Consider the following 14,884-nt stretch of genomic DNA (forward strand, 5'->3'; position numbering starts at 1 on the left):
TACCTCCATAAGCTAAACATTGAAATTTGCCCTTATCTCTTTGAAAATGTCCTTCATGTTTATCAAGATTTTTATAATCTTTAGTATGGGAAAATCCATCTTTTGCATAAGCTAAATCCTGTCCTATAAAAATGATGTTTTTATAATTTAGATGAGTTGCAAATTCATAAGCCATATGTGCAACACTTGGTCCATAACCTACATAGCCATATGGGCAAAGATTGATATTTTCAATAAAACTAGATGGCCTTGAAGTAAGTATAAAAGCTCTATTATTTTTTTGAAGATATTTTATGGTTTGTGGATAAACCCAACTTATACAAACAAACAAAACATCTTGATCAAATTCCCCAAAATCATTGTTAAAAAATTCAGAAGTTAAAGGAATCCTTTCCAAAGAAAGCACATAATCAGGCTTTATACCGTGTTTAGCTAAAATAGGATAAGAAGAATCCGCACAAAAAATCGTAGCTTTACTAGCATACTTTTTTAACAAAGGAAGTTGTTTAGTAAGAGATGGTCCTGTAGAAACAATGATAGCTGTATCACTTACACCCTTTCTTTTAGAAAGTAATTCTTTATAACTAGGATGAGTAATCATTTGAGGAAGATTATAAACAAATTGCTCTATACCTTGAAGAGCATCAAGAGGATCGTTACCATGAGAAACAATAGAATTTTTAAAATTTTCTGCTAATTTTTTATTCAATCCTAAAATATCTTCATGAAATCTTTCATAATAATGACTCATCAGTTCTAAAAAATAAATTCTAGAAAATTGAAAGAAAGGTTTAGAAGAACAAAGTTCATTATAATCTTGAATTTCTAGTTTATTTGTATTCAAAACCATCAATCTTGCACTTTGTAATTCATTTGAAAAATCTAAGATATGAAACATTATCCAAATGATTTCTATATCTTTTTCAAAAACAACAATATGTTGATGATTTTTATTTTGCAATAAAGCTTTAAATAAAATTCCATTTCCAAAACCATAAAAATACAATACAGGATAAAGTAGATATTTATCATTATAAGTGTTTAGCATAGTGTTTAATTCATCAATAACATTTTCATAAAGAAAAGTATTATACTTGTATCTTTTAAATTGATATCTAGATTATCTTTGCCTAAGATAAGTTCAAATTTACTTGATTTAATTTCTTTTAAACTTTCTTTTAAAAGAATATTACTTAAAGCCTCAATGTTTTTGTTAAAGAGTTCTTTTTGAGTAGGGGTGAAGGTCATTGGAAATCTCCTTGTTTTAAAGCATCGCCAAATTCTATATCTTTAGTGGCTTTTTTTCCTAAAAGTTCTTGATAAAATTTAGGATGTAGTCCAAAAGAAGGACGTACGGATTTTACATTTTCTTCGCTGAACATTTCACCTTTTTTGATATCCTTACTTGCATATAAGCTTCTTGCAAAAACACGGTTTTTAAGCGCCTTTTCATCTAGATCTAACTTACCATCGCCTAAAGCACTTTCAGCTTGTCTTACTGCATCTACCATAGCTTTAAATTCATCAAAATCAAGACTAAATTTACTGTCTTCACTTTCTATGCTTTTATCTAACATAAAATGCTTTTCTATCACTCTAGCTCCAAGTGCTACTGCCATAACAGGGGCTAAAAAACCAAAGCTATGATCACTTAGTCCCACTTCAACATTAAATTTTTCTTTTAAACTTGCTATGCCTTTTAAATTCATATCTTCTATGGCAGTAGGATAAGCCGAAGTGCATTTTAAAAAGATTAAATCAGGATTTTTTTCTTCTTTAAAAATTTCACAGATTTTAAAAAGTTCTTCTTCTGTAGCAATGCCCGTTGAAACGATAGTAGGTTTTTTTTCTTTGGCGATTAAACGCATGAAATTTTCATCATTAGCTTCAAAAGAAGCGATTTTATAGGCTATAGGATCAAAGCGTTTTAGAAATTCCAAATCTTCTTTAGCAAAGGGACTTGAAAAACAAAGTATGCCTTCATTTTGTGCGGTTTCAAAGATTTGAGAATGCCATTCATAAGGGGTTTTTGCACTTTCATAAAGCTCATAAAGTTTTCTTTTGTCCCAAAGTCCTCCTTTGATGATAAAATCTTCTTTGTCGCTATTTAGCGTGAGGCTATCTGGAGTGTAGGTTTGGATTTTTATCGCATCAGCACCTGCTTTTTTGGCTGCTTTTATGCTTTGAAGTGCCATCTCAAGACTTCCTGCGTGATTTGCACTAAGTTCTGCTATGATAAAAACCTTTTTATCGGTGTTAAAATTTCCTATTTGCATATTTTTCTTTCTTTGGTAAATTTCCTGACTAAAATGATATATAATTATATTATATATTTCTTCAATTTATATATTTATATTATATAAATATTACAACTTTGTTATGATTTTGCTTGGTTTCATTCAAAAAATGCCATAGGGATTTAAATCATAGAATTTATTCATTTTTTAATTTTTATATAATATAAATATATAAAATTATAAAATAAAATTTAATTATAACGATATATATTTAAGACTAATTAAAGGAAATTTATGAAATTTTGTAAAAAATGTGTGATGCCAGATACTAAGCCTGATTTACATTTTGATGAAGAAGGTGTTTGTGATGCTTGTCGTTCTCAAGAAGTTAAAAATCAAAATATTAATTGGCAAGAAAGAGAAAAAGAATTTTTTGAGCTTATAAAAAAATACAAAAAACATCCTGTTTATGATTGCGTTATCGGAGTAAGTGGCGGAAAAGATTCTACTTTTCAAGTGGTTAAAATGCTTGAACTTGGACTTAATCCTTTGTGTGTGTGTTTTGAGCCTAGCGTACCTACGAAAATAGGGCGCAAAAATTTAGACAATTTAAATCATCTTGGCGTGGATTTGATCCATATCAAGCGTGATCCAAAAGTTTATCAAAAACTTGCCCGTGAAGCTTTTATAAGAACAGGGGATAATGAGTGGCAAAACCATTTGGGAATTTTTACTTCTGTTCCACGCATAGCGGTAAATTTTGGAGTGCCTTTGATCATCTGGGGAGAAAGTCCACAGATAGAGTATGGCGGTCCTGCGAGTAGTAAAAATAAAAATATTTTAGGCAGAGAGTGGCTTGAAGAATTTGGCGGGCTTTTAGGAAATCGTGCTTCTGATATGCTTGGGGTAAATGGTATCGCTGAAAAAGATTTGTTTTTATATACTTATCCAAGTGATGAAGAACTTCAAAGAGTAGGGGTTACGGGGCTATTTTTAGGGTATTATTTTAAATGGGATTATAAAAAAATTCTTGAAATTTCTAAAAAATATGGTTTTTTAACTCTAGATCATCCTGTTGAGACTACTTATGAAAATTTTGAAAATTTAGATTGTTATTCTAATCATGTGCATGATTATTTAAAATACTGCAAATACGGCTTTGGTAGAGCAACGGATAATGCTTGTTTGGATATTCGTTTAGGTTATATCAGCCGTGAAGAAGGGGTGCGTTTGGTACAAAAATACGATGGCAAGCCCCCTAAAAAGGCTATTAAAAAATACCTTGAATTCAGTGGTTTTAGCGAGGAAGAATTTCAAAAAATAGTAGATTCTTTTACCAATAAAAAAATTTTTAAACGTGATGAAAATGGTAAATTTATAAGAGATTATGATGGTTCTTTGGTAAGAAAAGACGAGTGTGTTTTAAAATGATAGCGCTCATTGATTACAAGGCGGGAAATTTAAACTCTGTTGCTAAGGCTTTTGAAAAAATAGGAGCTACAAATTTCATAGCTAAAAATCCAAAAGATTTGCAAAAAGCAGATAAATTGCTTTTACCTGGAGTGGGATCTTTTAAAGAAGCCATGAAAAATTTAAAAGAACTTGGTTTTATAGAAGCTTTAAAAGAGCAAGTTTTAGTACAAAAAAAACCTATTTTAGGCATTTGTTTAGGAATGCAGCTTTTTTTAGAAAGGGGCTATGAAGGTGGAGTTTGCGAAGGACTTGGTTTTATAGAAGGTGAAGTAGTCAAATTTGAAGAGGATTTAAATTTAAAAATCCCACACATGGGTTGGAATGAGCTTGAAATTTTAAAACAAGATCCTTTGTATCAAGGCATAGATAATAAGAGTGATTTTTATTTTGTGCATTCTTTTTATGTGAAATGCAAAGATGAGTTTGTAAGTGCTAAAGCACAATATGGGCATAAATTTGTCGCATCTTTGCAAAAAGATCATATTTTTGCGACGCAGTTTCATCCTGAAAAAAGTCAAAATTTAGGCTTAAAACTTTTAGAAAATTTTATAAGGCTTTAAATGTTAAAAACTAGAATAATTCCTTGTGTTTTGCTTAAAAATTCTCAACTTGTTAAAAGTATAGAATTTAAAGATTTTCGCACTATAGGGCATTTAACTTCAACAATGAGAATTTATAATGCACGCAATGTTGATGAGCTTATTATCTTAGATATAGATGCTTCAAAAAGTGGAGAAATAGATTTTGAAAGTATAGAAGATCTTGCTAAAGAATGTTTTATGCCTTTAACTATAGGTGGCGGGATAAAAACCCTTGAAGATATACAAAAGATTTTAAATTTAGGTGCGGATAAAATTTCTATCAATTCTAAGGCCTTAGAAGATATGGATTTTATAAGTAAAGCGGCTAATCGTTTTGGTTCTCAATGTATAGTTTGTTCTATAGATGTTAAAAGAAAAGGAGAGCAATTTTGTGTTTATGACAGGGGAAATTTACTTGAAAAAAGTCCTTTAGAACTTGCTTTAGAATATGAAAAAAAAGGAGCTGGAGAGCTTCTTTTAACTTCTGTGGATTTTGAAGGAAGGGCAAAGGGTTATGATTTAGAACTTTTAAAGATCTTTCAAAATAAACTTAAAATTCCTCTTATTATCAATGGAGGACTTAGCAATCCAAGTGATGGAGTTGAGGCTTTAAATTTAGGTGCTGATGCTTTAGCGGGTGCTTATATTTTTCATTTTTCTAAGTATACCCCTAAAGATGTAAAAGAAGAATTAGCTAGGCAAGGCTTTGCAGTCAGATTGCTTTAGGCAAATATGGTAAAAATCTTTATCTTCATCATAAATAGTAAAATGATTTTGTTGATATAATTTTAAAGCTTTGCGATTGTCTTTGAAAACATAAGCTTTAAGAGTATTTACTTTTAAGTTTTCAAAAGCGTATTTTATAATTTCATTCATTAAAATTTGTCCTACGCCTTTTAAATTAGGTTTTGCGTAAAGTCCAAATTCGCAAGATTTAGTTGTGATATTGACAAAATCAATTACGCCGATAATCTGTTCATCTTGAAAAACTAAAAAATATTTTTTGCTAGAATCTTGATGTAATTTTTTTAAAAATCTTAAATGTTCTTCAAAATCAATATATTTTGTTTTCATAAATTGATTGATATCGGGGTGATTACGCCATTTAAAAATCAGCTCTATTTCTTGAGAATTAAGTTCTGTGAAATTTTTAAGTTTTATCAATACTTATACTCCACTTCATACCCTTTTTTAGCAAGCCAAGTTGCTGTAGATTCTTGATTTTTAACATAACAAATAGCTTTGAAATTTGCCTTTAAAAGCAAGGCTTCATTGACTAAAGAACTTGCACTAATGATGAGTTTATTGCTTTCATTCATCAATTTTGCAATATTTTCATGATCGATAAATAATCTAATATTGTTATGTAATTTTGCAAATTTTTGCAATTTTTTAAGATTAGGATTAGAAGAGCTGGTTGCAATGCTGATGATTTTTGTTTTAGGTAATTCGCTAGCAATTTGTAAAGAAAGGTTTTTTATATCAGTTCCACCCATGCAAATGAAAAAATCATATTTTTTTTCTCTATTTTCTTTGGCCTCTTGATAAAATTCTTCCCTGATTAAAGCATAAGAAAAACCACATCTTACTTCGCATTTAAAAGGCACTAAACCTTCATAATCACTTGCTTTTGCATAGGCATTGACATTGAGTAAAATATCACAATGATGAGGCTTTATTTCATCATCAAAGCTTAGAATTTTCACCCCTGTTTCAAGCTTGATCAGTTTTTCATCATCTACGCTGATGCCATAGTGATCAATGATAAGAAGTTCAAATTTTTCTTCTTTGATGAGATTGATAAGCTCGTAGATACTTTCGCTACTAAGCTCATAAACAGGATAAGGAATTTCATCGATCAAGGAGCCTTCTAAAGGCAAGCAAGCAAAACTTACATCATCATATTGTTTAGCTAAGACTAGATCGCGTTTAATGTGTCCAAAGCCTATTTGACTGGAGCTATCGCTTCTAAAAAGCACTTTCATGATTTACCTTATAAAGTATTTTTGCAAATTCCAAATCTTGTATGGTGTCTATATCGCAAACTAAATTTCTTGGCAATACAAACACGCTAGAATGAGGTTTAAATATAAAATCTTCCTCAAGCCAAGCTTTGCTTGTACCAAAATAAAAAGCTCCTGCATCATGATAAGCTTTTGTTAGATCTTGTGAACGACTTTTATAATGTTTTTCATCAAACATATAAACTTGATTGTTTTCATTTAGATAAAATGCCCTTTGTATAGGATACTCAAACTCAGTAGCAGCAAATAAAAACTTGCTTTGATTTTGTATAAATTTTTCATAGGCTTGTTTTAAAATGTCTTTATTTAAAAGCGGAGCAGTAGCATAAAGGCAGCAGACATGATCATAAATTTGATTTTGGCTTTGTAAAATTTCTATGGCATTTTGCACTACAGCAGTGCTTGAAGCATAATCATCGCTTAAATTTTTATCACGCACAAAAGGAGCTTTTGCACCGTATTTTAAGGCTACTTCTATGATTTCTTCATCATCACTTGAAAGCACCACTTCATCAAAAATACCTGAATTTAAAGCATTTTCTATGCTATAAGCGATTAAAGGTTTGCCTAGGAAATCAATGATATTTTTTCTAGGAATTCTTTTTGATCCACCACGAGCAGGGATTATGCAAAGATTTTTCATAGTTAAGCCTTGTTTTTTGTGTTTTATTTTACTAAAATTTAAGTATAATTGTCTTTAAAATACAATAAAAGGCTTAAAATTGCTTATAAACCAAACCTTTGAAATCGATTCTTGTGATGATGTAGAACTAGGTATTAAAAGAACCAGTAAGCTTGAATATCGCATAAGTTATGATGATGAAAAAGATATTAAAGCCATAGTTTTTATAGTGGGTGGTTTTGGAGCTAATGCAAATATTTCTTTTTTAGATTTTGATAGGGAATATATTGCTAAAAATTTTGATGTTGTAGTGATACATGTTTTTTATCATTGTTTTTGTGCAAGACAAAGTATTGATCAAAAGTATAATCCAAAGCTTATTCCCAATCAAGATGATTTAGAGCGTGTAAATGGTATTTTAAAAAATATTAATTTAGGACATTTATCGGTTAATAAAGATAATTTTGAACAAATTATTCCTCTTATAGAGCAAAAAGTTAATAAAATGAAACAAGCAGGTTTGGTTGATGAAAGCCAAAAAATAGAACTTTCTTGTGATTTTATCCCACCCAATGGAGATTATCAAAACTATGGCGTTATGGCAGCTATTGATCATATCAATGCTTTAAAAGATTTAGTTAAACGTTTTCCAGAATTTGCAGATTTACCAAAAATTTATGGGGGGGGGTCTTATGGAGGATACCTATCTTTACTCATAGCAAAGATAGCTCCTTGGTATGTGGATGGCGTGATTGATAATTCGGGAGTTTGCTTGCCATTTTTAGCACATATTTTGGGAAGAGATATGAATCAAGGAGAATTTGTTTTTGAAGGAGATAATAATAGAATTTATTGTTTTGTGCAAAAATATTGGACTAGAAATATAAATTCTTCTTATTATTTTGGTGATGAAAATTATTTAATTAGAGCTGTTTTAAACTCAAATCATCTCAAAATTCAAGCAAGTATGAACAATAATACTATCTTTATAAGCTATCACAGCATGCAAGATATGGGCGCTCCAGTGCAAAATAAAATAGAACTTTATAAGTGTTATCAGGAATTAGGATATGATGCGACTTTGTATTTGGTAAAAGATGAAAATGATATAGATGGTAGATTTATAAAAAGTCTAGAGCACGGTCTTAGAATGACTGATAAAGCTTTATTTAGAAAAGAACTTCCTTTGATGCTTGAAAAACTACAAGGAAGAAAATTTGATATGAGTAAAAATTCTATCACTTATCCTTGCAAAGACAAGCAATTTATTTTTAAAGATAAAGATGATAAATTTGAGCTTGAAATTGTTTAAGATTATCGTTAGTAAAGTTAAGAAAGGATTGCTAGGGAGGGGCTTTGTAGATGGATATTTCCTTGCCTAATATAAAAATTAAATTTATGATTTTTTTAAAAAAAGTGAAATATTTTTGTATAATGATTTGTTTAAGTGGTTAATTTCTCTTGGTGAAAAAGGTGCTACCAATAATAGAAAAAGACTTTAAAATAATTTTCTGTTGAAGATGGCAAATGAGTTGCTTGAGTTGATAAATAACTCTAATTTTTCCACCGCATTGTTTTAGCCTATGCTTAAATAAAATCTACGCTTGAAACATAGTATATTTTTTCAAGTATTAAAATCAATAATTTCGATAAAGTTTTTAATTTTGCTAAAATCAATTTTCAAACTCATGGCATTAAAGGTAATTCCTGTGCCAAAACTAGCCATAAAAACTTGTTTTATACCCCCCCCCTTCCTCCATTCATAGTTTGCCAAATCAAAGGCTAATTTATTTATCGCAACATCGCCATAATTTTTTAAAGTTTCATCATTTTTAATTTCTTTGAAATTTAAGAGTTCTAATAATTTAGTTTTTATAAAATTATTTGCACTTCCAAAGAAAAATTCGCCTATTTTGCTTTTATCAAGTTTAAAATTATCAAAAAAATCATCAAAAAATCGAGGAAAATTTTCATTTAAGTGAGAAAATGTGAGATTTTTGTCCATATCGATAAAATCATTTGCTTCTTTAAAGCATTTTAGAGGAAAAGTTTCTTCTGTGGCTAATTTGGAAAAGATTTTTTGCGAGAAAAAAGCTTTTTCTTTTGTATTAGATTTTTCAAGCAAAATAACACTAGCACTGTCGCTATTACTAAGGTAGGTGATTTTATCTTTTTTGGGTATTTTTTTACTTTTTACACTTACGCAAATGAAAGCTATTTTTTTGATATTTTCATTATCTAGTAAAGAAAAAGCTTGCATTAGGCCTTGTAAAAATCCTGGGCAAAAAGCAATATTATCAAAACACAGAGTTTTTTCACTTAAACCAAGATTTTTATGGATTAAACTTGAAAGTGCAGGGGCTAGAAAATCTGGTGAAAAACTATAAACTAAAAGTACATCAAGCTCATCTTTTAAAAGCAAATTTTCTCTAAAAAGCTTTTCTAGTGCTTTGCTTGCTAAATCACTTGCATAGATATTATTAGGGCTTATGAAATGATGATTTATACCGGTATTTTGCTTTAAAAGTTCGTATTTTTTCTGGTTTAAATTGCATTCTTGTAATTCTTTTTCTAAGGTATGTGGATTTTTGGGTAAAACTATACTAATAGCCTTAATATTGTGTGAGTTTAATTTTAAATTCATTTTTACTTCTTTCTAGTATTTAATAGATAAATTGTAACTTATGAATGCTTAAAATTTAAGCACAAACGGAGTATAATTTTTTGTAAAGAAAGGATATAAAATGACAGCATATTTACATATAGGAACTACTAATACAGGAAATCAAGAAAAACAAGGCTTCTTGATGCAAAACGAAGAAAGGCTTTTAAAAAAAAGGCTATATTTATCCAAAAAGCCTTAGAGTGGCAAATAGGCATTGGGCTTTGGTAGATATGGTTTTAGAACTAGTTCAAAAAGAAGATATTTTGCAAAAAGAGAGTATTTTAAGTCATATCACAAATGAAAGACTTCTTAGAGCTATAGAAAATTTTAAAAGCGAAAGTGCTTTACATAAAGATAAAAAATTTATTTTTTCAGCTGAGGGTATAGTTTGGGATTTTTCTACTAAAAAACATGTAGAAATTTTAGAAAAGATTATGAGAGAGTTAGGTTTTACTCAAATTTATATTATTGTGTATTTTAGAGATACTTTGGGTTATTTAAACTCACATTGCTCTCAAGATCATAAAAACAATATGGAGTATTATTCTGCTGATTTTGCTCCGCAAGATCATCCTAGAAAATATATTTTTGACTATGAATGGATTTACAAAACTTATGCTGAGGTATTTGGAGAAGAAAATTTGATAGTAAGACTTCTAAGGGAGGATTATGTAGGAGGGACTTTACTTAAGGATTTTGTTTATCATTTAGGACTTGAATGGGATGAGAGTTTTGTTTTAAAACAAACCAAAAATGAAAGTTTTAATCTTTTAGGAATGGAGCTTATGTCAAGATTAAATCAAAAAGATTTAAAGCAGGATAATCTTAATTCTTTGCTTTTTATGGCAAGAAGAAAATTTGAAGGCAGCAAAGAAAAAAGATTAAAATTTGCAGTGCAAAAAGATATTGCTAAAGCTTATGTGGATTATTTTGCTTCTTCACTTGAATGGGTAAAAAACAAATATTTCCCGCATAAAAATTCTCTTTTTACTCCTGTGAATTGGGAAGAATATGAACAAAATTATACTTTAACCCATATGCTAAGTAAAGATTGGGATGATGTGGCGGATTTTATAGCACAAATTATTGTTTCTAAAAATGAAATCATCAGTTCTTTAAAAGAACAGCTTGAACTTGCAAGGAAAGATTAGTCTTTCATTGCAGTTTCAAGCATTTTTTTGATATTTTCAAAGCTTTCAAAATTTTCAGGTGTGATAAATTCTGCTTTTAAGGGTTTTTTATAAAATTTTTCTATTTCGGCAACCAAAGCCATGATATCGATACTATCGATAAAATCTTCACTTACTAGATTTTCCATACTCTCATTGATATCTGTTCTTTCTATATTGATAAAAAATTGTTTGATTTCTTGCATTTTATTCCTTTGTGATTTTTAAAATGACATTATCGCTTAAATTTAAAATTAAATCAAGCTCATTGATTTCATAAAATAAAATTTCTCTTTCTTCACCTAATATTTCTAATCTAGCTTTAGGAACTCCGCTTAAGGCACCGCAGTCCATAGCTCTTAAAAAGCGAGAAATTTTTTCTTTATTCCAAGTAAGATCTAAATAACCATTATTTGGTAAAGATAATTTTTTGTGATACCCCCCCCCTGAAATTTGCATTTTAAAAGCTTTATTTTTTAAAATTTCTAAAGCTTCTCTAAATAAAGTTAGAGCAAGTTTGTGTTGAGCGTTTAAAAGACTTAAAGCAGTACAATTATTATCAAGTTTTATTTCTTTTTGAACTAAAATATCACCTGTATCTATACTTTCTTTAACCATATGCCAAGTAATACCTGTTTTTTTTATCGTTTTCCCATATACTCCAAATATGTGCATTACATCCTCTGTGAAAAGGTAATAATGCGTTGTGGTAATTAATAATAGTATTTTTTTGAATACATTCTTTTTTGAAAATATAAAAATTATTAGCACTAATAATAAGGCAATTTTTAAGATTTTTAAAGAAATCATCTAAATTTTCTATATTTTTTACAAAATTTACTTCTTGTCTGAAAAAATCATTAGCTATTTTTTGGCATTCTTTGGCTACTTTGCCTGTGCCTATGATGTAAATATATGAGTAAGTCATTAGAAATTCCTATAAAATTTTAAATTAATATGATTAAAACAAAAACCCGCCCTTTTATAAAAATTAATGGCTTTTTGATTTTTTTCTTCTACAAAAAGTTTAAAGAATTTATTTTGAGTATTGGCTGCAAAATAATGATTTAGTAAAGCAAAAGCCACATTTTTATGCTTTAAATTTCTATCTACAGCTATAAAATCTAAAAAATTAGCATTGAGAGTTTGAGTGTAGATCAAAGCAGCGCGAATTTTTTGATTCTCTTTATAAACAAGTATATTGGGTATTTTTTCTTCAAGATTTTTTTGTGAAAAATAAAACAAATATGGATCAAAATATTTTCTAAAAAAGCTATAAATTTCCTTGCTATCTTCATGTGAAGCTTTAGAGATAAAGGTAAATTTTTTTAATTTTATCTCATCTTTTTTGAGTATCATTTGTTTATGATTGAGTATTTCTTTAAAATGATTGAGTTTTAAAAAATCATTATGTTGTAAAAGTTGCTTATCGGTTTTGGTTAAGATTTTTATATAATTAGCCTTTAAATTAAAATTCTGTAAATCATTGATAAAATAATATAGTAAATTATCTACACGATTAAAAAAGAAAAAATTATTGTTTTTATATTTTTGTAAAATAAATTCCTGTTTTAAAATTTTTTCTTCAATTGTACCAAAATTGTCATAGTAATTACTTAACTTAAATCCTTTATAAAAAGCTTTTTTAAACAAGTTCTTTTAAAACCTTTCTATCAATTTTACCATTTTGATTAAGCTTAAATTTGTCGAGTTTAATAAAATTTTTTGGGATCATGTAAGAAGGTAATTTATCTTTCAAAAAATCTTTAAAATTAATTTCTTCTTCACTTTCATAAAAACAAATAATATCTTCTTTAAAAATACAAGCACTGTTTTTAATATTCACATGAGAATTTATCACGCTTTCTATTTCTCCAAGTTCTATTCTATGTCCCATATATTTTATCTGATTATCTGCTCTTCCGTAGCATAAAAGCTCTCCAAATTCATTATAAGAAACGATATCTCCTGTTTTATAGAGTAAATCTAAATAATTATCATGTAAAGGATTTTGAATAAAAGCTTGTTTGGTTTTTTCTTTGTCATTATAATACCCTAAAGACAAAGAAGTTCCACGCACGAAAAGCTCCCCTTTAACACCTATTTGTTTAGGACTTATGAAATTAATATTTTCATCAAAAACTAAAAGTTCTGTGTTTTTACATGCTTTGCCTATAGGTAAAAGTTCTTCATCTTTAAAAGTACGATTGATGATATAAAAAGAACATACATCAGTGATTTCTGTTGGACCATAAAGGTTGGCAAATAAAGCATCGGGTAAGTGTTTACGCCAAATATTTAGCTGTTTATTGGGCATGATTTCACCACAAAAAAGTATCTTTTTTAAGGCGTTTAAACTAAAATTATTCAAAGCTTCAGTATTTGCAAAATAAATCAGCACCGAAGGTACCCAAAATATAGTGCTTACTTTTTCTTTTTCAAGACATTCTAAAATTTTATTTGGAAAGGCAAAAAGATGATTAGGTAAAAGGTGTAAAGTTGCTCCTGATTTTACACTTGAAAAAATATCTAAAATGCTATTGTCAAAATAAAATGGTGCTTGATTGGCTAAAATTTCATTCTCATCAAATTTAAAAGTCTCACACACCCAAAAAGTATAATCAATCACACTCTTATGTGCTATGCTTACTCCTTTAGGAATACCTGTGCTCCCACTTGTAAAGAAAACATAGAGTAAATTAGTATCTATGTGTTTTTCTTTAGCATTTTTTAGCAAACTCTCATCTATATTAAAACTTTCAAAGTCTTGTGTATAAAGCGTAGGCAAATCTAAATTAAATTTTAAATCCTTTGAAGTGATAAAAAGTTTAGGTTTTAAAACCTCTATGACTTTTTCTACTCTTTCTTTAGGACTTTTCTCATCTAAAAGGGTATAAAAATTTCCACTGAGTGCCACTCCAAAAAATGAAATTAAACAATCAATCCCCTTAGGTAAGATGATTAAAACAGGAGCTTGAGTAGGTTTATTATTTTTTAAAGTTTTTAAAATTTCACTGGCTAGTTTTTTAGAAAAAAGATCAAAGTCTTTGTAAGTGATTTCTTTTCTTTCCTTGGCAAAGGGTTCTACAAAAGCAGTTTTTTCGCTAAATTTGATTAAACTTTTTTCTAAAAAATCATAGATATGAGTTGTCATGATTTACCTTTTTAATTTTTTGTAATATAATATCGATAAATTAATAAAAAAGGCCTTTATATGCTCATAAACCAAAGCTTTGAAATCGATTCTTGTGATGATGTAGAATTAAATATAAAAAGAACTAGCAAACTTGAATACCGCATTAGCTATGATGATGAAAAAGAGATTAAAGCTATAGTTTTTGTCATAGGAGGTTATGGAGCCAATGCAAATATATATTTTTTAGATTCTTATAGAAATTATATTGCTAAAAATTTTGATGTTGTAGCAGTGCATGTTTTTTATCATTGTTTTTGTCAAAGGCGTTCGGATGTTGAAAAGTATTCAACATTAGCAGATTTTACAAAAGATGATTTAAAATTAATAGAAAAAGTGCTTCGTAAATACAATATTCCATGTGATCAATTAGCCAATAATACTGTAGTTAGTCATTGTGAATATTTGAGCGAGATTATGACAGAATTAAAAATGTTAAATCGATTGCCTTATGATTTTGAAGAAAGACTAAGTGCAACTTTTATTCCTTCGCGTGGAGAATATCAAAATTTTGGCATTATGGCAGCTATTGATCATATCAATGCTTTAAAAGATCTAGTTAAACGCTTTCCAAAACTTGCAGATTTACCAAAAATTTATGGAGGGGGGTCTTATGGAGGATACTTAGCCTTGCTCATAGCAAAAATAGCTCCTTGGTATGTGGATGGCGTGATTGATAATTCGGGTTCGGCTGTTCCACCGCTTAATTATATTATTGGTAGAGAGTTGGAATTTAAAAGCAAAGATACTAATGGGGATATGTATATGCAGGGCGATCATTTTTTTGTGAGTTGTTTTCTAAAAACCCACTGGACGCGTAAAGAAAATTCACCTTATTTTTTTAATAATGAAAATTATTTTATTAGAACATTGTTAAATAAGGATCATTTGATTTTGCAAAGTCAAAAAAATAAAAATAT

At 28.9% G+C, this 14,884-nt stretch carries 12 protein-coding genes and 4 pseudogenes; 6 read left to right on the plus strand and 10 right to left on the minus strand.

The window, feature by feature from the left end; translation table 11 throughout:
- A pseudogene (locus KAR88_RS04370) lies at positions 1–1,248 on the minus strand (motility associated factor glycosyltransferase family protein); the annotation flags it as partial.
- Complete coding sequence (gene pseI / locus KAR88_RS04375) at positions 1,245–2,276, minus strand: pseudaminic acid synthase (RefSeq protein ID WP_002786695.1); 1,032 nt, start codon at positions 2,274–2,276, stop codon at positions 1,245–1,247. The pseudogene KAR88_RS04370 and the gene pseI, both read right to left, overlap by 4 nt.
- Before the next feature lie 255 nt (positions 2,277–2,531).
- Here pseI and pseA point away from each other — a divergent pair, with 255 nt between their 5' ends.
- Genes pseA through hisF form a run of 3 tightly spaced genes read left to right on the plus strand, consistent with a single transcriptional unit; the run spans position 2,532 to position 5,017 of the window.
- Complete coding sequence (pseA, locus tag KAR88_RS04380; RefSeq protein WP_002792806.1) at positions 2,532–3,668, plus strand: pseudaminic acid biosynthesis protein PseA; 1,137 nt, start codon at positions 2,532–2,534, stop codon at positions 3,666–3,668.
- Positions 3,665–4,270: an imidazole glycerol phosphate synthase subunit HisH gene (hisH, locus tag KAR88_RS04385; RefSeq protein WP_072237490.1), complete on the plus strand. Its 606-nt coding sequence runs from the start codon at positions 3,665–3,667 to the stop codon at positions 4,268–4,270. Before pseA ends, hisH begins: the two co-directional genes overlap by 4 nt.
- Positions 4,271–5,017, plus strand: a complete 747-nt coding sequence (hisF, locus tag KAR88_RS04390) for an imidazole glycerol phosphate synthase subunit HisF (RefSeq protein ID WP_002777703.1) — start codon at positions 4,271–4,273, stop codon at positions 5,015–5,017. It begins immediately after the preceding gene.
- Here the strand turns inward: hisF and pseH are convergent.
- The 3 genes from pseH to pseF are packed head-to-tail and all read right to left on the minus strand — an operon-like array spanning position 4,982 to position 6,958.
- Positions 4,982–5,455 (minus strand): UDP-4-amino-4,6-dideoxy-N-acetyl-beta-L-altrosamine N-acetyltransferase, encoded by a 474-nt coding sequence (pseH, locus tag KAR88_RS04395; protein WP_002781802.1) that lies wholly within the window; start codon positions 5,453–5,455, stop codon positions 4,982–4,984. The genes hisF and pseH overlap by 36 nt on opposite strands.
- Positions 5,452–6,276 (minus strand): UDP-2,4-diacetamido-2,4,6-trideoxy-beta-L-altropyranose hydrolase, encoded by an 825-nt coding sequence (gene pseG, locus KAR88_RS04400; RefSeq protein WP_002784879.1) that lies wholly within the window; start codon positions 6,274–6,276, stop codon positions 5,452–5,454. The genes pseH and pseG overlap by 4 nt, the downstream gene beginning before the upstream one ends.
- Positions 6,260–6,958, minus strand: a complete 699-nt coding sequence (gene pseF, locus KAR88_RS04405) for a pseudaminic acid cytidylyltransferase (RefSeq protein ID WP_002792808.1) — start codon at positions 6,956–6,958, stop codon at positions 6,260–6,262. Before pseF ends, pseG begins: the two co-directional genes overlap by 17 nt.
- A 79-nt stretch (positions 6,959–7,037) precedes the next feature.
- Between pseF and KAR88_RS04410 the strand changes: the two genes are divergently transcribed.
- Positions 7,038–8,249 carry a DUF2920 family protein gene (locus KAR88_RS04410; protein WP_192801877.1) on the plus strand — a complete coding sequence of 404 codons (1,212 nt, stop codon included), beginning with the start codon at positions 7,038–7,040 and terminating at the stop codon, positions 8,247–8,249.
- A 312-nt stretch (positions 8,250–8,561) separates the two neighbouring features.
- Here the strand turns inward: KAR88_RS04410 and KAR88_RS04415 are convergent, their stop codons facing one another.
- On the minus strand, positions 8,562–9,581 hold the full coding sequence (locus KAR88_RS04415) for a 3-oxoacyl-ACP synthase (protein WP_052793701.1): 1,020 nt from the start codon (positions 9,579–9,581) through the stop codon (positions 8,562–8,564).
- A gap of 100 nt (positions 9,582–9,681) precedes the next feature.
- Here KAR88_RS04415 and KAR88_RS04420 point away from each other — a divergent pair.
- Positions 9,682–10,753 (plus strand): annotated as a pseudogene (locus tag KAR88_RS04420) (acyl carrier protein).
- Here the strand turns inward: KAR88_RS04420 and KAR88_RS04425 are convergent.
- From KAR88_RS04425 to KAR88_RS04440, 4 genes and pseudogenes are all read right to left on the minus strand, one after another.
- Complete coding sequence (locus KAR88_RS04425) at positions 10,750–10,977, minus strand: acyl carrier protein (RefSeq protein ID WP_002777686.1); 228 nt, start codon at positions 10,975–10,977, stop codon at positions 10,750–10,752. The pseudogene KAR88_RS04420 and the gene KAR88_RS04425 sit on opposite strands and share 4 nt — an antisense overlap.
- Position 10,978: 1 nt before the next feature.
- Positions 10,979–11,699, minus strand: a pseudogene (locus KAR88_RS09000) (formyltransferase family protein).
- The gene (locus KAR88_RS04435) at positions 11,699–12,424 is read right to left on the minus strand and encodes a GNAT family N-acetyltransferase (protein WP_002790437.1); all 726 of its coding nucleotides are present in this window, start codon (positions 12,422–12,424) and stop codon (positions 11,699–11,701) included. The pseudogene KAR88_RS09000 and the gene KAR88_RS04435 overlap by 1 nt, the downstream one beginning before the upstream one ends.
- Entirely contained in the window at positions 12,417–13,925 is a 1,509-nt protein-coding gene (locus tag KAR88_RS04440; RefSeq protein WP_192801878.1) for an AMP-binding protein, read from the minus strand. Before KAR88_RS04440 ends, KAR88_RS04435 begins: the two co-directional genes overlap by 8 nt.
- Before the next feature lie 60 nt (positions 13,926–13,985).
- On the opposite strand from KAR88_RS04440, the pseudogene KAR88_RS04445 reads away from it, so the two are divergent.
- A pseudogene (locus tag KAR88_RS04445) lies at positions 13,986–14,884 on the plus strand (DUF2920 family protein); the annotation flags it as partial.

The sequence above is a fragment of the Campylobacter sp. JH23 genome, from assembly GCF_017846595.1.
Lineage (GTDB): Bacteria > Campylobacterota > Campylobacteria > Campylobacterales > Campylobacteraceae > Campylobacter_D > Campylobacter_D coli.